We start from the raw sequence: 17,571 nt of genomic DNA, 5'->3' as shown, positions 1-17,571 counted from the left end.
GGAACTCCCTTATACGGATGGGGTGTTGGGGGCGAGGTCGGGGCTGGGGTCGGGGCCCGGACTGGGGTCGGGGTCGGTGCCGGAGTACTCCCGGCTGATGTCCTGCGCCGTGCGGCGCACCTGCGGGAACAGGGCGAGGAGTTCTTCGGCGGTGACCACGACATTGGGCGCGGAGACCGACATGGCGGCGACGACGCGGCCGTCCGCGCCGTGGATGGGCGCCCCGACGCAGTTGATGGACTCCTCGTGGCCGCCGAGGTCGGTGGCCCACCCCTGCTCGCGCACCGTCGCCAGCTCCTTGAGGAACGCGGCCGCGTTGGGCGTCGAACGGGGCGTGTAGGAGGGGTAGTCGAGCTTGTCCGCGACGGCGCGGCGCTCGGTCTCCGGCAGATCGGCCAGGAGCAGTTTGGCCACGGCGGCCACCGTGATGGCGACGGGCTTGCCGATGCGCGAGTACATCCGCACCGGGTAGCGGCTCTCGACCTTGTCGATGTAGAGGACTTCGCCCTCCTCGTACACGGCGAGGTGGACGGTGTGGCCGATCCGCTCGTTCAGGGCGACGAGGTGGGGGTGGGCGATCTCGCGCACGTCCAGGTTCTCGACGGCTTCCTGCGCGAGGGCGAAGAGCCGGGCGCCGAGCCGGTAGCGCTGGTCCTCCTGGCGGTAGACGAGCCCGTGCTCGTGCAGGGTGCGCAGGAGCCGCAGCGCGGTGGACTTGTGCACCCCGAGCCGGTCGGCGACCTGCCCGAGGTCGGCGGGGCCCCGCGCGAGCAGCGGCAGGATGCTCAGCGCCCGGTCGACGGTCTGGCTCATGACGTACGTACCTCCTGGTCGTCCCCCGTCCACCCGGGGCCGAGACGAAGTCTCCCCCAGGCGGTGTCGTCCAGGGCCACGAGCCGGTCGGCGTGTGCCGTCCAAGAGGTGTGCCGGGGGCCGGCTCCGGGCGGGGCGGCGGCCGGGCTGGGGGCGGGCGGCCGGGTGAGGTCGCCGGGCACGGTGAGCACGGCGGCGGCCATGAGGTGCCCGTGCCGGATGCGGTCGCGTACGGGCAGGCCGCGCAGGGTGGCGCCGAGGAACCCGGCGGCGAAGGCGTCGCCCGCGCCGGCGGGGGCGACCACCTCCACGCGCGGCGCCCGCTCGGCCACGCGTCCGCTCCCCCGCGCGAAGACCGTCGCGCCGGCCGCGCCCTGCTTCACCACCAGCACGTCCGGTTCGGGCAGCGCCTCACGCAGGGCGGCCGGTCCGCGCATCCCCCACGCCGCCTCCGCCTCGTCCGCGCCGACGAAGACGATGTCCGCGCCCCTGGCCAGGTCGAGCAGGACCCGGGGCCCGGCCGCGTCGCGCCACAGCCCCGGCCGGTAGTTGATGTCGAAGGACACCGATGGCCGGCCGGGCCGGCGCGCCAGGAGGTCGCGCATCAGGGCGAGGCAGTCGTCGGAGAGCGCGGCGGTGATGCCCGACAGGTGCAGGACGCGGCCCGCCCACAGGTCGCGGTGGGGCACGGTGGCCGGTGACATGGCGGAGGCCGCGGACCCGGCGCGGTAGTACAGGACCTCGTGGCCGTCGGCGGTGCGGTCGTCGGCGGTGCGGAAGTAGATACCGGTGGGCCGGTGCGGGTCGCGGCGCACCGCGCGCACGTCGACACCGTAGCCGCCGATGGTCTCCACCAGGTGGTCGCCGAAGCCGTCCGCGCCGACCCGGCTGACCCATCGGGTGCTGTGCCCGGCGGCGGCCAGCGCGCAGGCCACATTGGACTCGGCGCCGCCGATCGTCCGCTCGAAGGCGGGCACGTCGGCGAGGCGGCCCGGCCGGAGGGGAAGGAAGGTGACCATGGACTCCCCGAGGCAGACGACATCGACGGCGGCGTCGACGGCGTCCGCCTCGGCTGGGGGTCCCTGGGTCACTGCCGGCTCCTCACTGCTGAACGGCCGGTCCGGTCATTGACCCGGCGCTGGCCCGGATGTTAGACAGCAGCAAGCGATATGCGCAATGGGTGTTGCAGATAACGCAACGCCCCTCCCGAGGAGGGTGAGGTTTCCGTGGCAGCCATCCACCGCGACGACAAGCGCGACAACCAGCGCGACGAGGGGCCTGAGGACAAGCTGGCGGAGCTGGGCGCCGAGCGCGTCGACCACCGCTTCAAGGGGCTGCCGCCGGACGCGGAGGGGATGACCGTCGCCGAACTCGCCGCGCAGCACCGCTCCCTGTTCACCGGCGGCTTCACCACGCCGGTCCTGACGCTGTCGGCAGAAGCGCTCGACCACAATCTCGGCCTCCTCGAAACGTACGTGCGGCGCCACGGTCTGGCGTTCGCGCCGCACGGCAAGACCTCGATGGCGCCCCAGCTCTTCGCCCGCCAGGTGGAGCGCGGCGCCTGGGGGATCACCCTGGCGGTGCCCCACCAGGTGCGCGTGGCACGGGCGTTCGGCACTGAGCGGATCTTCCTCGCGAACGAACTGGTGGACGCGGCGGCGCTGCGCTGGATCGCCGGGGAGCTTGAGCGCGACCCGGCCTTCCGCTTCATCTGTTACGTCGATTCCGTACGCGGCGTCGACCTCATGGACCAGGCGCTGCGGGGCGCGTGCGCGCGGCGGGTGGACGTGGTGGTGGAACTGGCCGCGGGTGAGAGCGCGCGGACCGGGGTGCGCACGGAGGCCGAGTGCGCGCGGGTCGCCGACGCGGTGGCCGGCACGGGCACGCTGCGGCTCGTGGGGGTCGCCGGGTACGAGGGCGAGGTGCCGGACGCCGATCCCGAGCGGGTGCGGGACCATCTCGGCCGGCTCGTCTCGCTGGCGGCCGGTTTCGACGCGGCGGGGCGGTTCGCGGGGCTCGGCGTGACGGAGATCGTGCTCAGCGCGGGCGGCTCCGCGTGGTTCGACGTGGTCGCGGACGTCTTCGCGGCCGTGCCCCAACTCTCGCTTCCGGTACTGAAGTTGCTGCGCTCCGGTGCGTACGTCTCGCACGACGACGGGCACTACCGCGAGCTCACGCCCTTCAACCGGGTGCCGGCCGAGGGGGCCCTGCGGCCCGCGTTCCTGCTGTGGGCGCAGGTCGTCTCCCGGCCCTCCCCCGAGCAGGCCTTCGTCAACGCGGGGAAGCGGGACGCGGCGTACGACCTGGGTCTGCCGGTGGTGCGGGTGGTGCGGGACGCGGTGAGCGGGGTGGTGCGGGACGGGTCGGGGATCTCGGTTACCGGGCTCTCCGACCAGCACGGGTGGCTTCGCACGGAGGCGGGGGTTTCGTTGTCCGTCGGGGACTGGGTGGGGATGGGGCTTTCGCATCCGTGCACGGTGTTTGACAAGTGGGGGCTTATTCCCGTGGCCGGGGAGGACGGGGTGGTAGCGGATTACCTCCGCACGCTGTTCTGACCCGGGGCACGACCAACCCCTGGGGCTCCGCCCCAGACCCCGGTTCCTGGCCCCGCCGGGGGTGAAAGACCCTGGGGCTCCGCCCCAGACCCCGTTCGGCCTGAACGGCCTCGTCCTCAATCGCCGGACAGGCTGAGGATGCCCATGCAGGCCAGCACCGGATGCCCAGGGGCGCGGGGAACTGCGCGAAAAGCGAGCACGGTCCGCACCCGACGCCCGAAGCCATTAAGGGGCGCGGGGAACTGCGCGAGAAGCGACCACGGTCCGCACCCGAACACCGAGCCCTTCAGGGGCGCGGGGAACTGCGCGAGCACCCCGCACGGTCCGCAGCCGGCCCAGGAAAGGCAACGCACCCCACGCACACGAGAGGCCCCCATGGACCTGGTCATCCGCGACGCCCGCGTCATCGACGGCACCGCCACCCCCTCCTACCCCGCCGACCTCCGCCTCACCGACGGCCGGATCGCCCAGATCAGACAGCCGGGTGAGCCCCCGCTCACCGCACCGCGCACGCTCGACGCCCACGGCCTCACCCTCTGCCCCGGGTTCATCGACATGCACGCCCACTCCGACCTCGCCCTGCTGCGCGACCCGGACCACAGCGCGAAGGCCGCCCAGGGTGTCACCCTTGAGGTGCTGGGCCAGGACGGGCTCTCGTACGCGCCCGTCGACGACCGCACCCTCGGCGAGGTCCGCCGGGCCATCACCGGGTGGAACGGCGACGGAAGCGACATCGACTTCGACTGGCGCAGCGTCGGCGAATACCTCGACCGCCTCGACCGGGGCATCGCGGTCAACGCCGCCTACCTCGTCCCTCAGGGCGCCGTACGGATGCTCGCCGTCGGCTGGGACGACCGGCCCGCCACACCCCAACAGCTGGACCACATGCGGCAGTTGGTGGCGGAAGGTCTCGAACAGGGCGCGGTCGGCATGTCCTCGGGGCTCACCTACACCCCCGGCATGTACGCCAGTGACGCCGAACTCACCGAACTCTGCCGCGTCGTGGCCCGCTACGACGGCTACTACTGCCCCCACCACCGTTCCTACGGCGCCGGCGCCCTCGCCGCGTACGAGGAGATGATCCGGCTCACCCAGGACGCGGGGTGCGCCCTCCACCTCGCTCACGCCACGATGAACTTCGGCGTGAACGAGGGCCGCGCGCCCGACCTGCTCGCCCTGCTCGACGACGCGCTCGCGCGAGGTGGCGACATCTCGCTCGACACCTATCCATATACCCCGGGCTGCACAACTCTCGTGGCGCTGCTGCCCAGTTGGGCGGGCGAGGGCGGCCCCGAGGCCATCCTCGTCCGGCTGCGCGACGACGACACCGCCGAACGCGTCCGCCACCACATGGAGGTCATCGGCGCGGACGGCTGCCACGGCGTGCCCATCGACTGGGACACCATCGAGATCTCGGGCGTGAGCCACCCCGCGCTCGCCGGATACGTCGGCCAGAGCGTCGCCCGGGCCGGCGCGCGGCGGGGCGAGACGCCCTGGGCCACCGCGCGCCGGCTGCTCATCGAGGACGAGCTCGGACCCACCATCCTTCAGCACGTCGGCCACGAGGAGAACGTGCGGGCCATCATGCGCCACCGGGTGCACACCGGCGGCAGCGACGGCATCCTCCAGGGCGACAAACCGCACCCCCGCGCCTATGGCACCTTTCCGCACTATCTCGGGCACTACGCACGGGAGTTGGGCATCCTCACCCTTGAGGAGACCGTCGCCCGTCTCACCGCGCGCCCGGCCGCCCGTCTGCGCCTGCCCGACCGCGGCCTGGTGCGCGAGGGCTACCGCGCCGACCTCGTCCTGTTCGACCCGGACACCGTCGCGGCGGGCGCCACCTTCGCCGCCCCCCGCACGCTGCCCGTCGGCATCCCGTACGTCCTGATCGACGGAGAGTTCGTCATCAAGGACGGCAGGCGGACCGATGTGCTCGCGGGCCGCTCGGTGCGGCGGACGCCCGGGGCGCGCTGAGCGGGTCCGTCGCCAGTTCGCGCGCCGCCGTGAGGTAGACCGTGCGCAGCGGGCCGTAGTCGGCCGCGTAGGCGAGCTGGGTGAGGGCCAGCGCCTGGAGCGCCTTCGCGCTGCGCAGCGCGGCGACGGGCACGGCGGACCCGACCACCTGGTCGAGCAGGTCGATCACCTTGTCGTAGTGGGGCGCGGGCGCGTCGTACTCCCGCTGGGCGGCGGCCAGCAGGCCCCGCCAGCGCGGCCGCCCACGGGACCGCTCGGGCACGGTCGTGTCCACTGCCTGCCTCCTGTCGCGTTCGGTCGGGGTGCGGCGGACGTTCCGGCGCGTACCGGACGTTAGGAACAGCCCCGCGCCCGGCACAACACCGCCGGGGGCCGGGTGGCTCAATCCGTTCCCGCGCCCGCCCGGCCCTCACGCGCCCGGACGGATCCGCACCGAGACCTCCCCTCGGCCGCCGGGCGGTGAAGTGATGTGCAGGACACGCGAGTCCGGGTCCCACCGGCCCCGCTCGGCGCCCGTGACCTCGCCGCCCTCGGGGAAGAACCGGGCCGGCAGATGGACCTCGGTGTCGCCGCGCACGCCGGGCAGGGGCCGCCAGCGCAGCGACAGGGTGCGGCTCGCCTCGTCCCAGCCGTAGGCGACCGGGTCTCCCGCGATCGCCCTGGGCTCCGGGCGGTCGAGGACCGGGAGAAGAGGAGTGGGGCGCAGGTTCTGGTCCCAAGGGGCCCAGGATCCGGGGTCGTTGGACCAGTACGCGGTGCCCGCGCCCATGGCGTCGGCCAGGGCCCGCACCTTCTCCACGTACCGCAGGGCGCCGGGCAGGGCGATGTCGAGGCCGTACTCACCGATGAGGACGGGCGCGCCGAGCCGTCTCGCGGTCTTCTCGGTCTGCTCGCGCCAGGACGCGAGCGTGCGGTCCACCCACTTTTCGGCGTCGCCGGTGTAGCCGCCGCCGAGGTCCATGGGGAGGGGGTAGAGGTGCGGCGCGTACGCGATACGGGCCCGCTCGCCGGGGCCGCGCGGGTCGGGGAGGTAGGGAAGTGCGCTCGGCAGGCCCCAGTTGGCGCTGACCGCCTCGGGCTCCACGAAGATCCAGGAGTCGTGGTCGACGGCGCGGACGGCGGCGATGGTCCGGCGGTAGAGGGCGGCGAGCGGTCCCGCCTCGAAGGCGGGGCCCTGCACGCTGCCGCCGAAGGGCTCGTTCATCAGGTCGTAGCCGAGCACGGCCGGGTCGTTCGCGAACCGCGCGGCGACGTGCGCCCAGGCCGCCGCGTAGTGCGCCCGCAGGTCGCGGCCGGCCCGGCGGGTGCCCCAGAAGTGGTCGAAGGCGCGTACGGTGCCGGGCTCGACGTAGGTGAGCTCCCACGGGTCGCGGGCGGCGACCGGGAGCCCGTCGGACTCGGTCGCCCAGGCGGGCGCGCCGTTGCCCTTGACGGCGGGGCCGTAGACGTCCTGGTGCAGATCGAGCATGACGTGGAAGCCGCGCGCCCCGTACCAGCGCACGCGCTCGGCGACCTGGTCGAGATAGCCGTCGTCGTAGCGGCCCGGGCTCGGCTCGACGGTGCGCCACTGGATGAGCAGGCGCACGAAGTCGGAGCCGGGCTCGTCCGCCTCGCGGCCCACGTCCGCCTCCGTGATCCACGGCAGGCCGTCCGGGCGGGACTTGGCGCTGCTCGCGGTGTTGAGCCCGGTCAGGACCAGCGCGCGGCCCTGGTCGTCGGTGATCCAGCGGTGGCCGGTGGCCGTGTGCGCGGGGGCCGCGCTTGGCGGGCCGGCCGCCATCAGGAGGGCGACGGCCAGTGCCGTCGCCGTGGCCGCCGCCGTCCATCTCGTCGCCCGTGGCGTCACCCGTAGCCGCATGGCCGGACTCTAGGGGCTCGGCGTGCTGCCCAACACCCCTGCTCACAGCCCTAGTTGAGAACTGTTCAGCATCTTCTCACCGGGCGTCCCATGGTCTAGGGTCCGGCCATGCGTCCGGCGATGCGTCTGCCCAGAACCGCTCCGGCGGTGGTCGCGGTGGGCGGGGTCTGCCTGCTGCTCACGCTGCTTTTCGGGCTCACCCCGGTCCTGATCGCGCTCACCGCGCACGCGGGCCTTGCCCTGGTGCCGAGCGCGCTCGGGGCGCCCCTGGCCCTGCCGCCGTTACGGGCGGTGCCGTTGGGGGGTACGGGTCCGGTCCAGTTGCTCTGCGAGGACTTCGCGGCGCTGGTCCTGGTGACGGTGGCGACGCTGCGGATGCGCCGGCATGTACGGGTGCGCCCGGTGGCGGGGTGGGCGCGCCGCGCGCTGGCGGGGTGGTCGGCGCTGGTCGTGGGTGGTGGGGTGTCCGGGGTGTGGCGGGGTCTTGTCGCCGCGCGGCTGGTGGACGCGGGGGTCCTGGGGTGGGTTCTGTACGGGGTGGCCGGGGCGGTGTCGGGTGCGGCCTGGGCCACCACCCTGGGGTGGCTCCCGGCCCTGGCCACGACCGTGTGCGCGCGGCGAAATCCGGTCCCCTTCCGCTTGCGGACCGGGCGTGGTCGGGTGCGGCCCTAGCAGGGGCGGTGCTGGCCCGGCGGGTTGACCTGCGAGCCATGCGTGGCTGAACGCGCAGTTCCCCGCGCCCCTGGCAGGGCTCGTGCTGGTCCACTGGGACATACCCAGCCCGTCATGGGGGTCCCCCCTGGCCCTTAAGGCCTTGGGGGAGATTGAGGACGAGCGCCTTCAGCGTGAACGGGGTCTGGGGCGGAGCCCCAGGAACCCCGGCTGCGCGCAGTTCCCCGCGCCCCTGGCAGGGTCCATGCTGGCCCGCGCCTGCACCCCCAGCCCGTCCGGCGTTTGAGGACGAGCGCCTTCAGCGCGAACGGGGTCTGGGGCGGAGCCCCAGGGAGCCCGGCTGCCGACCGTGCTGGGCTGAGCGCGCAGTTCCCCGCGCCCCTGACAGGGTCGGTGCTGGCCCGCATCGGCATATGGCCCGCGCCCCTGGCAGGGGCGGTGCTGGCCCGCATCGGCATAGTTGGCCCGCGCCCCCGGCAGGGCCCGCGTGGGGAAAGTCTCAGTTCTCGTAATCCAAGCCCCGCCAGGGCCCCGCGGCGTGCATTCCCCGGCGCCACCCACCCACCCGCATTGCGATGGAAGCCACCGCCCCCGCACCCCCACCCACCCGGCCCCAAATCCCGAGGCACCCCGTGAAACCCGCCCGTAAGGTGGCCGTCATGCAGGTGATCCAGTCGACGAAGCTCGCCAATGTCTGTTACGAGATCCGGGGCCCGGTGCTCGAAGAGGCCATGCGCCTCGAAGCGCAGGGCCACCGCATCCTCAAGCTGAACACCGGCAACCCCGCGGCGTTCGGTTTCGAGTGCCCGCCGGAGATCCTGGAGGACATCCTCCGCAACCTTTCGGGCGCGCACGGCTACGGAGACGCGAAGGGCCTGCTGTCCGCGCGGCGCGCGGTGATGCAGCACTACCAGACCAAGGGCGTCGAGCTGGACGTCGAGGACGTCTACATCGGCAACGGCGTCTCCGAGCTCATCCAGATGTCGATGCAGGCGCTGCTCGACGACGGCGACGAGGTGCTGGTCCCCGCCCCGGACTACCCGCTGTGGACCGCCTCCGTCTCGCTCGCCGGCGGCACCGCGGTGCACTACCGCTGCGACGAGCAGTCCGACTGGATGCCGGACCTCGCCGACATCGAGCGCAAGGTCACCGACCGCACCAAGGCCATCGTCATCATCAACCCCAACAACCCCACGGGCGCGGTGTACGACGACGAGATGCTGCGCGGCCTGACCGAGATCGCCCGCCGCCACAACCTGGTCGTCTGCTCGGACGAGATCTACGACCGCATCCTCTTCGACGGCGCCACCCACACCCCGACCGCCGTGATCGCCCCCGACCTGATGGTGCTCACCTTCAACGGGCTCTCGAAGAACTACCGCGTGGCCGGCTACCGCTCGGGCTGGCTCGCGGTGTGCGGGCCGAAGGCCCACGCCTCCTCCTACATCGAGGGCCTGACGATCCTGGCGAACATGCGCCTGTGCGCGAACATGCCGTCCCAGCACGCGGTGGCCACCGCGCTCGGCGGCCGGCAGTCCATCGAGCAGCTGGTGCTGCCCGGCGGCCGCCTCCTGGAGCAGCGGGACACGGCGTACGACCTGCTCACCCAGATCCCCGGGGTGACCTGCGTGAAGCCGAAGGGCGCGCTGTATCTGTTCCCGCGCCTCGACCCGGACGTCTACAAGATCAAGGACGACCGCCAGATGGTCCTCGACCTGCTCAGGGCCGAGAAGATCATGGTCGTCCACGGGAGCGGCTTCAACTGGCCGGAGCCCGATCACTTCCGGATCGTGACGCTGCCGGCGGCCAAGGACCTGGCGGACGCGGTGACGCGGATCGGGAAGTTCCTGGAGGGCTACGGCCAGATGTGACCGGCCCTGCCCCGCATCTGGGCCCGGGTCAACTTTAGACAGGATCTAAGCTAGGATGGCTTCCTGAAACGTTCAGGAGGCCATTCCCATGTACGAGCCGATCCGCACCAAGTCGGTCCACAGCACGATGGCCGCCGACAGTGAGCGCGTCCCGCACCGCTCCCGCGAGGAGGAGCTGGACATCCAGCTCGCCGGCCACCTCTCCGCGCTGCTCGCCGTCACCGACGAACTCGGGCTCACCGAGGCCGGGGACGCGATCGCGCGGCAGGTCGCCCGGCTGCGCGGCGGACTGCCGCCGGTGCGCCACGCGGGCCTGAGCGGCGCCGACGCCGAAGCCCTGCACACCCGCGCGCACGCGCTCGCCGGCCGCGCCCTGGTCGTCGCCGCCTCGCGCGCCGACACCGCGTCGGCGATCCTGGCCGCCGAGCGCATGGACGCCCACGCCGAGGCCCGCGCCCTCACCGCCGCCTCCTGAGCGGCCCCCGATCGGCCCCGGTCCGCGCGCCGCACAGGTACGCGGACCGGGCGCCTCTCACACCTGGCGTACCCCGCGAGCGTCGCGCGCGTACCCCGCGAGCGTCACGCGCGTACGCCCGCGAGCGTCACCGTACGTACGCCCCAGCCGTCACCGCACGCGAAAACGGCCGGCCCCCGGAGCCGTGAGGGGACTCCGGGGGCCGGCCGATGCGCGGCGGGTCACGTGTGACCCCACAGGTCAGGGCGGAAGTCGAACCGACCCGCCGCTCACACCTCCGGCCCTGCCGTGCCAGGACAGGCGGCCGGCCAGGGCCGGAGGGGGTTTGGAAGGGCCGGTTCAGCCGAGGCGGGAGACCAGCGCGCGGTACTCGTCCCACAACTCCTTGGGCGCGTGGTCGCCGAAGGTATCCAGGTGCTCGGGGATCAGCGCCGCCTCCTCGCGCCAGACCTCCTTGTCGACCTTCAGCAGGAACTCCAGGTCGGCCTCCGGCAGGTCGAGCCCGTCGGTGTCGAGGGATTCCTTCGTCGGCAGGATGCCGATCGGGCTCTCGACGCCCTCGGCCCTGCCTTCCAGACGCTCCACGATCCACTTCAGGACGCGGCTGTTCTCGCCGAAGCCGGGCCACACGAACTTGCCCGCGTCGTTCTTGCGGAACCAGTTGACGTAGTAGATCTTCGGCAGCTTCGCGGCGTCCGCCGTCGCGCCGACCTTGACCCAGTGGGCCATGTAGTCGCCCATGTTGTAGCCGCAGAACGGCAGCATGGCGAAGGGGTCGCGGCGCAGCTCGCCGACCTTGCCCTCGGCGGCGGCGGTCTTCTCGGACGCGACGTTGGCGCCGAGGAAGACGCCGTGGTTCCAGTCGAAGGACTCGGTGACCAGCGGCACCGCGGAGGCGCGGCGGCCGCCGAAGAGGATGGCCGAGATCGGCACGCCCTTGGGGTCCTCCCACTCCGGCGCGATGGTCGGGCACTGCCCGGCCGGCACGGTGAAGCGGGCGTTGGGGTGGGCGGCGGGGGTGTCGGACGCGGGCGTCCAGTCGTCGCCCTTCCAGTCCGTCAGGTGCGCGGGCGCCGTCTCGGTCATGCCCTCCCACCAGACGTCCCCGTCGTCGGTGAGCGCGACGTTGGTGAAGACGGAGTTGCCCCACAGCGTCTTCATGGCGTTGGCGTTGGTGTGCTCGCCGGTGCCGGGCGCGACGCCGAAGAAACCGGCCTCGGGGTTGATCGCGTACAGCTGGCCGTCCTCGCCGAAGCGCATCCAGGCGATGTCGTCACCGATGGTCTCGACCTTCCAGCCCGGGACCGTCGGCTCCAGCATGGCCAGGTTGGTCTTGCCGCAGGCGCTCGGGAACGCGGCGGCGACGTACTTGGCCTCGCCGTTCGGCGGGGTCAGCTTGAGGACGAGCATGTGCTCGGCGAGCCAGCCCTCGTCGCGCGCCATGACGGAGGCGATGCGCAGCGCGTAGCACTTCTTGCCGAGCAGGGCGTTGCCGCCGTAGCCCGAGCCGTAGGACCAGATCTCGCGTGACTCGGGGAAGTGCGAGATGTACTTGGTGGTGTTGCAGGGCCACGGCACGTCGGCCTCGCCCTCGGCCAGCGGGGCGCCCAGGGTGTGGACGGCCTTCACGAAGAAGCCGTCGGTGCCGAGCTCGTCCAGGACGCGCTGTCCCATGCGGGTCATGGTGCGCATCGACACGGCGACGTACGCGGAGTCGGTGATCTCGACGCCGATCGCGGACAGCGGCGAGCCGACCGGGCCCATGCAGAAGGGCACAACGTACATCGTGCGGCCGCGCATCGAACCGCGGAAGACGCCCTGCTCGCCGGTGAAGATGTCCTTCATCTCGGCGGGGGCCTTCCAGTGGTTGGTCGGGCCCGCGTCCTCCTCCTTCTCGGAGCAGATGAAGGTGCGGTCCTCGACCCGGGCGACGTCACGCGGGTCGGACGCGGCGTAGTAGGAGTTGGGGCGCTTGGCCTCGTCCAGTTTCCTGAACGTGCCCTTGGCGACGAGCTCCCCGCACAGGCGCTCGTACTCGGCCTCGGATCCGTCGCACCAGACCACGTCGTCGGGCTGGGTCAGTTCCGCGATCTCGTTGACCCACGAGATCAGTTCCTGGTGCTTGGTGGGGACAGAGAGGGGAGCCGCGATATCGCGCGCCACGATCGCTCCTAGATGAGGTCTTCGGGAGGGTTTGACGAACTACTTCATTGCCGCCCCGTGGGGGCTGCGACCCGGATGCTTGACCCCGTGGATCCTCTTGGCGCTCATCCGGTGCCGACCGCACTCATCTGATCTTCCGCGTCGTTCGCCCATATGTCCAGGGGGCCTCTCACGTGAGCATCACCACTTACCGCCTTCTTAACTGCCATTTGCCGTTTACTTACCCGTCGGCCCCAGGACGCTCCGCGACGGCCGGTACCTATCCGTAACTTACGGGGGCGTAGGTAGCATGCGGACCATGACTGATCAGGTGACGGCCCATGTGATCGACCCGGTGACACAGATGGTGAAACCGAAGATGCGCGGCTGGCTGCATGCCGGGATGTTCCCGGCCGCGCTGATCGCGGGACTGGTGCTGACCGCGTGCGCGGGGTCCACCAAGGCCCGGATAGCCTGCGGGATCTTCGCCCTGACCGCGTGCCTGCTCTTCGGGGTCAGCGGTCTCTACCACCGGGGCAATTGGGGCCCACGCGGCGAGGCGATCCTGCGCCGCCTGGACCACGCCAACATCTTCCTCATCATCGCGGGCACCTACACCCCGCTGACGCTGCTCCTGCTGCCCGCCTCGACCGGCCGGGTCCTGCTGTGGTCGATCTGGGCGGCCGCCCTCGCGGGCATCGCCTTCCGGGTCTTCTGGATCGGCGCCCCGCGCTGGCTCTACACGCCCTGCTACCTCGCGATGGGCTGGGCCGCGGTCTTCTTCCTGCCCGACTTCATGCGGGCAGGCGGCGTCGCGGTGCTCGTCCTGGTCGTCGTCGGCGGCCTCCTCTACAGCGCGGGCGGCGTCATCTACGGCCTCAAGCGCCCCAACCCCTCACCGCGCTTCTTCGGCTTCCACGAGGTCTTCCACACGCTGACGCTGGCCGCGTTCGCCGTGCACTACGTGGGCATCTCGATCGTGGCGTACCAGCACGGCTGAGGCTCCGGCAGGGGGGGGGCGTCGGGCGTCAATGCCAGAAGGCGACAAGTGGCGGGCGGTTTCTCCGTACCGCGCTCGCCACGGCCGCTCCCCCGGGCGTCGTTACGATCACGAAGGCGCCCGCCGGGAGCGGGGCCCGGCGGTGTGCGCGCGGGTGTACGTCACCTTCTCGCCACCCGGCCCTCCAAGGAAAGACCTCATCTCGTGAGCCTCCGCCAGATCGACCCGAAGCAGCGCGGCCTTTTGATCGTCAACGCCCACCCCGTGGGGGCCGCCGAGACGGTCACCCGCATGTGGCAGCGGATCCCGGCCCGCACCGACGGCACGAGTCCCGTGGTGCTGCTGCTCGGGCACAGTGCGGGCTACGGCCTGGCCACGCTCCTGACGGGGCTGCGCGGGCACGGCATCCGGGGCGTCGGCGTGGCATTCGAGGCGCCGGAGACCGAGCGGCGCACCGCGAGCGCCGGCTGGTACCGCACCGCCGCCGCGGCCCGCCTCGTCCAGGAGGGCGGCCACGACTTCGTGTTCGTCAACGCCGACGCCTTCTCCGAGCAGGGCAAGGCGCAGGTCCTCGACCTGGTGGAGAAGCGGTACGGTCCGGTCGACCACCTCATCTACAGCCTGGCCGCGCCCCGGCGCACCGACCCGGCCACCGGCACCGTCCACCACTCGGTGATCAAGCCCATCGGCCGTCCCTACGAAGCCCCCGCGCTCGACTTCTCCGAGGCCACGCCGCGCGTGAGCAGCGTCCGCCTCGAACCCGCGACGCCCGCCGAACGGCACGCGACCGAGCAGGTCATGGGCGGCGCGGACTGGCGCCTGTGGGTCGAGGCGCTGGCCGAACGCGCCCTGCTGGCCGACGGTTTCACCACTGCGGCGTTCACCTACATCGGCTCCGAACTGACCGCCCCCATCTACCGCCAGGGCACCATCGGCGCGGCGAAGGAGCACCTGGAGCGCACGGCGGGCGAGCTCACCTCGGGCGTTCTGGCGGGCCGGGGCCGGGCGTTCACCGTCGTCGCGGGCGCCGCCGTCACTCAGGCGTCGAGCGCCATCCCCTCCATCGCCCTCTACACCACGTTCCTGCGCGCCGTCCTGGGCGAGGACTTCCGTACCACCACCGAGCAGGCCCAGGACCTCTGGGGCCGGCTCACCGGGTCGGCCCCGCTGGTCACGGACGGCGAGGGACGCGTCCGCCTCGACGGCTGGGAACTCGACGAGCGCGTCCAGGACCGGGTCCGCGCCCTGTGGTCCGACCCCCGGACGGGCCTCACGCGCGCGACCGCCGGCGCCGAGTGGTTCATGGGCCGGATCCGCGAGCTGTACGGGTGGGGCGTGCCGGGCGTCGACTACGCGGCCCCGGCCGAGACCACGGCCCCCTGGCCCCTGGCCCTTGGCGGACAATGACCGTCATGGCCGCCACCTCCCGCCCCCGCTCCCCCGCCGCCGACCGGGCCGGGTCCGCCGCCCCGGTCGCGGAGAGCCGCGTTCAGCCCCAACTGAGCCTGCGGGAGCGCAAGAAGCTCAAGACCCGCGCCGGGATCCGCCGCGCCACGTACCGGCTGATCGCGGCGCACGGGTACGAGGCCACGACCGTCGAGCAGATCGCGCAGGAGGCGGAGGTGTCGCCCTCGACGGTGTTCCGCTACTTCCCGGCCAAGGAGGACATCGTCCTGACCGACGAGTTCGACCAGGTCCTGCTGCGGGAGCTGCGCGCCCGGCCGGCCGAGGAGGCTCCCCTCGACTCCCTGCGGTACGTGATCACGGAGGCGGCCCGCATCGCGCTGCTGCACGCCCGCGAGGAGACGGTGCAGCGTACGCGGCTGATCGCCCAGGTGCCGGCGTTGCGGGCCCGGGTGATGGAGTCGGTGGCGCGGACGGGCCGACTGCTGTGCGGGGTGCTGGCCGAGCGGGCGGGGCGGGCGGAGGCGGACCTGGAGGTCCGGGTGTTCGCGATGGCGGTGCTGGGGGCGTTGCACGAGGCGTCCGTGTACTGGGCGGAGCGGGACCACGAGGACGACCTCCTGGACCTCGTCGCCCGCACGATGACCGTCCTGTCCAGCGGCCTGCCCCCGACGTAGCGCTCCGCGCCCCCGGCCACCCGGCGCCGGCCCGCACGCGCGGGGTCAGGTCAGCCCGGCGGGGCCAGGACAGCCCGGCGGACTCAGGACAGCGCGTCCGCCAAGGCGTCCGGGGTCGTCACCGGGGCGTCGCACGTGAAGCGCCGGCACACGTACGCCGCCGGCGCGCCGTCCACCAACGGCCGCCCCGCGAGCAGCGGAAACTCCGCGTCCCCCGGCGCCCCCACCGCCACCACCGCTCCCGGCGCGGCCGAAAGCAGCGCCGTACGGTGCAGCGCTCCCGTCCGGGGATCCGTGGGCGCCCCCACCACCGCGACCTCGCGGGGCCCGTCCAGCGCCGCCTCGGCCGCCGCGAGCCCCCACCCGATGAACCGGGGCGCCCGCGGCCCGAGCGCCCGCACCACCCCGAGCGCCCCCTCCGCCGCCTCCCGGTGCGCGGAGGAGCCGGTGTGCGCCGCGTAGGAGAGCAGGGCCGAGGCCGCCGCCGTCCACCCCGAGGGCGTGGCGTTGTCCGTCGGGTCCTGCGGGCGCCGGATCAGCCGCTCCGCGTCGTGCGCGGTGTCGTACAGGACGCCCTGCTCACCTGCGAACTGGTCGAGCACGATGTCGAGCAGGAACCCGGCGAATTCCAGCCAGACTCCCTCGCCGGTCACCCCGGCCAGCGCGAGGAAGCCCTCGGCGACGTCGGCGTAGTCCTCCAACACCCCGCTGTTCGCGCCGACTTGGCCGTCCTTGGAGGTACGGGCGAGCCGCGCGTGGTCGTCCAGGTGGACCCGTACGAGAACGTCCGCCGCCTCGGTCGCGCGCTCGACCAGGTCCGGGCGGTCCAGGAGCGCGCCGGTCTCGGCGAGCGCGGCGATGGCCAGACCGTTCCAGGCCGCGACGAGCTTGTCGTCCCGCCCGGGCCGCGGCCGCAGCTCCCGCGCCGCGAGGAGCCGGTCACGCGCGGAGCCAGGCAACTCGCCTCCCTCAGCGTGCAGTTGAAGAACGGAGGCGCCCTCCTCGAAGGTGCCTTCCGGCGTCACCTCGAAGTGCCGCGCCGCCGCCTCACCGTCCCGCTCGCCCAGCACCTCGGTGAGCTGTGCGGGCGTCCACACATAGAACGCGCCCTCCACATGGTGTCCGCCGCCGTCGTCGCTGTCGGCGTCGAGCGCGGAGGCGTACCCGCCCTCGTTGGTGCGCAGCTCGCGGACCATGAAGTCGGCGGTCTCCAGGGCGACGCGGCGCGCCAGGTCCGAGCCGGTGACCCGCCACAGGTGTGCGTACACCCGGCACAGCAGGGCGTTGTCGTAAAGCATCTTCTCGAAGTGCGGCACCAGCGTGGCGTGCGGGCGGGGGCGCAGCACATAGCGGTGGAAGCCGCCGCCGATCTGGTCGTAGAGGCTGGAGCGGGCCATGGTCTCGCACATGCCCTCGGCCATTTCGAGGGCCGCCTCCGAGCCGGTCCGCGCGTGGTGGCGCAGCAGGAACTCGATCACCATGCCCGGCGGGAACTTGGTGTCACCCCCGCCGAGCCAGCCGCTGGCCGGGTCGTACTCGCGGGTGATCCCGAGCAGCGCCTGCGCCAGCTCCTCCTCGCCGGGCAGCCCGCCCGCGCCGTGGTCGAGTTCGCGGGAGGCCAGATCGCGGGTGATCTTCCCGGCGACCTCGGTCACCTCCGCACGCCGGCCCGCCCACGCGCTCTGGACGCCTTCGAGCACCTGCCGGAAGGAGGGCATGCCGTGCCGGGGCTCGGGCGGGAAGTACGTACCGAAGTAGAAGGGCTCGCCGTCCGGGGTCATGAACACGGACATGGGCCACCCGCCCCGCCCGGTCGCCGCCTGCACCGCCTCCATGTAGACGGCGTCGACGTCGGGCCGCTCCTCACGGTCCACCTTGACGCTGACGAAGTGCTCGTTCATGTAGGCCGCGGTGGCCTCGTCCTCGAAGGACTCGTGCGCCATGACATGACACCAGTGACAGGAGCTGTACCCGACACTCAAAAACACCGGCACCCCCCGCCGCCGCGCGTCCGCGAACGCTTCGTCTCCCCAGGGCCACCAGTCCACCGGGTTGGCGGCGTGCTGGAGGAGGTACGGGGACTGGGAGTGGGCCAGTCGGTTCATGCCGCCACTCTCCCACGTCTGC

14 protein-coding genes are annotated in these 17,571 nt (G+C 72.7%); 8 read left to right on the top strand and 6 right to left on the bottom strand.

Annotated elements, in window-relative coordinates:
• Positions 1–9: 9 nt before the first annotated feature.
• A complete protein-coding gene (locus ACFYM2_RS28420; RefSeq protein WP_388840178.1) occupies positions 10–813 on the bottom strand; it encodes an IclR family transcriptional regulator in 804 nt (267 codons plus the stop codon).
• Positions 810–1,904: a sugar kinase gene (locus ACFYM2_RS28415; RefSeq protein WP_359003821.1), complete on the bottom strand. Its 1,095-nt coding sequence runs from the start codon at positions 1,902–1,904 to the stop codon at positions 810–812. Before ACFYM2_RS28415 ends, ACFYM2_RS28420 begins: the two co-directional genes overlap by 4 nt.
• Before the next feature lie 144 nt (positions 1,905–2,048).
• On the opposite strand from ACFYM2_RS28415, the gene ACFYM2_RS28410 reads away from it, so the two are divergent.
• Together ACFYM2_RS28410 and ACFYM2_RS28405 are read left to right on the top strand one after the other, a co-directional pair.
• The gene (locus ACFYM2_RS28410) at positions 2,049–3,368 is read left to right on the top strand and encodes an amino acid deaminase (protein ID WP_388840283.1); all 1,320 of its coding nucleotides are present in this window, start codon (positions 2,049–2,051) and stop codon (positions 3,366–3,368) included.
• A 375-nt stretch (positions 3,369–3,743) separates the two neighbouring features.
• Entirely contained in the window at positions 3,744–5,345 is a 1,602-nt protein-coding gene (locus tag ACFYM2_RS28405; protein WP_388840175.1) for an amidohydrolase family protein, read from the top strand.
• Here ACFYM2_RS28405 and ACFYM2_RS28400 read toward each other — a convergent pair.
• Positions 5,278–5,619 (bottom strand): alkyl sulfatase dimerization domain-containing protein, encoded by a 342-nt coding sequence (locus tag ACFYM2_RS28400; protein ID WP_350232373.1) that lies wholly within the window; start codon positions 5,617–5,619, stop codon positions 5,278–5,280. The two genes, ACFYM2_RS28405 and ACFYM2_RS28400, sit on opposite strands and share 68 nt — an antisense overlap.
• 135 nt (positions 5,620–5,754) lie before the next feature.
• Positions 5,755–7,203: a cellulase family glycosylhydrolase gene (locus ACFYM2_RS28395; RefSeq protein ID WP_388840172.1), complete on the bottom strand. Its 1,449-nt coding sequence runs from the start codon at positions 7,201–7,203 to the stop codon at positions 5,755–5,757.
• Positions 7,204–7,311: 108 nt separating this feature from the next.
• Here ACFYM2_RS28395 and ACFYM2_RS28390 point away from each other — a divergent pair, with 108 nt between their 5' ends.
• From ACFYM2_RS28390 to ACFYM2_RS28380, 3 genes are all read left to right on the top strand, one after another.
• Positions 7,312–7,875: a hypothetical protein gene (locus tag ACFYM2_RS28390; protein WP_388840169.1), complete on the top strand. Its 564-nt coding sequence runs from the start codon at positions 7,312–7,314 to the stop codon at positions 7,873–7,875.
• A 659-nt stretch (positions 7,876–8,534) separates the two neighbouring features.
• Positions 8,535–9,746: a pyridoxal phosphate-dependent aminotransferase gene (locus tag ACFYM2_RS28385; RefSeq protein ID WP_350232370.1), complete on the top strand. Its 1,212-nt coding sequence runs from the start codon at positions 8,535–8,537 to the stop codon at positions 9,744–9,746.
• Positions 9,747–9,834: 88 nt separating this feature from the next.
• Positions 9,835–10,221: a hypothetical protein gene (locus ACFYM2_RS28380; RefSeq protein ID WP_388456650.1), complete on the top strand. Its 387-nt coding sequence runs from the start codon at positions 9,835–9,837 to the stop codon at positions 10,219–10,221.
• 339 nt (positions 10,222–10,560) lie between these two features.
• Here the strand turns inward: ACFYM2_RS28380 and ACFYM2_RS28375 are convergent, their stop codons facing one another.
• On the bottom strand, positions 10,561–12,384 hold the full coding sequence (locus ACFYM2_RS28375) for a phosphoenolpyruvate carboxykinase (GTP) (RefSeq protein WP_388840165.1): 1,824 nt from the start codon (positions 12,382–12,384) through the stop codon (positions 10,561–10,563).
• Between the two features lie 298 nt (positions 12,385–12,682).
• Between ACFYM2_RS28375 and ACFYM2_RS28370 the strand changes: the two genes are divergently transcribed.
• The 3 genes from ACFYM2_RS28370 to ACFYM2_RS28360 all read left to right on the top strand — a co-directional run bounded on the left by ACFYM2_RS28370 (position 12,683) and on the right by ACFYM2_RS28360 (position 15,444).
• On the top strand, positions 12,683–13,363 hold the full coding sequence (locus ACFYM2_RS28370) for a hemolysin III family protein (RefSeq protein WP_388456652.1): 681 nt from the start codon (positions 12,683–12,685) through the stop codon (positions 13,361–13,363).
• A gap of 204 nt (positions 13,364–13,567) precedes the next feature.
• Complete coding sequence (locus ACFYM2_RS28365; RefSeq protein ID WP_359003797.1) at positions 13,568–14,770, top strand: enoyl-[acyl-carrier-protein] reductase FabV; 1,203 nt, start codon at positions 13,568–13,570, stop codon at positions 14,768–14,770.
• Positions 14,767–15,444 carry a TetR/AcrR family transcriptional regulator gene (locus tag ACFYM2_RS28360; protein ID WP_388840161.1) on the top strand — a complete coding sequence of 226 codons (678 nt, stop codon included), beginning with the start codon at positions 14,767–14,769 and terminating at the stop codon, positions 15,442–15,444. Before ACFYM2_RS28365 ends, ACFYM2_RS28360 begins: the two co-directional genes overlap by 4 nt.
• Positions 15,445–15,527: 83 nt before the next feature.
• Here ACFYM2_RS28360 and ACFYM2_RS28355 read toward each other — a convergent pair whose 3' ends face one another.
• The gene (locus ACFYM2_RS28355; RefSeq protein WP_388840159.1) at positions 15,528–17,549 is read right to left on the bottom strand and encodes a thioredoxin domain-containing protein; all 2,022 of its coding nucleotides are present in this window, start codon (positions 17,547–17,549) and stop codon (positions 15,528–15,530) included.
• Positions 17,550–17,571 lie beyond the last annotated feature (22 nt).

Source organism: Streptomyces sp. NPDC006711 (genome assembly GCF_042869775.1).
Taxonomy (GTDB): domain Bacteria; phylum Actinomycetota; class Actinomycetes; order Streptomycetales; family Streptomycetaceae; genus Streptomyces.
The sequence above is the reverse complement of the archived record's forward strand: the minus strand, read 5'-3'. Positions and strand labels throughout refer to the sequence as shown.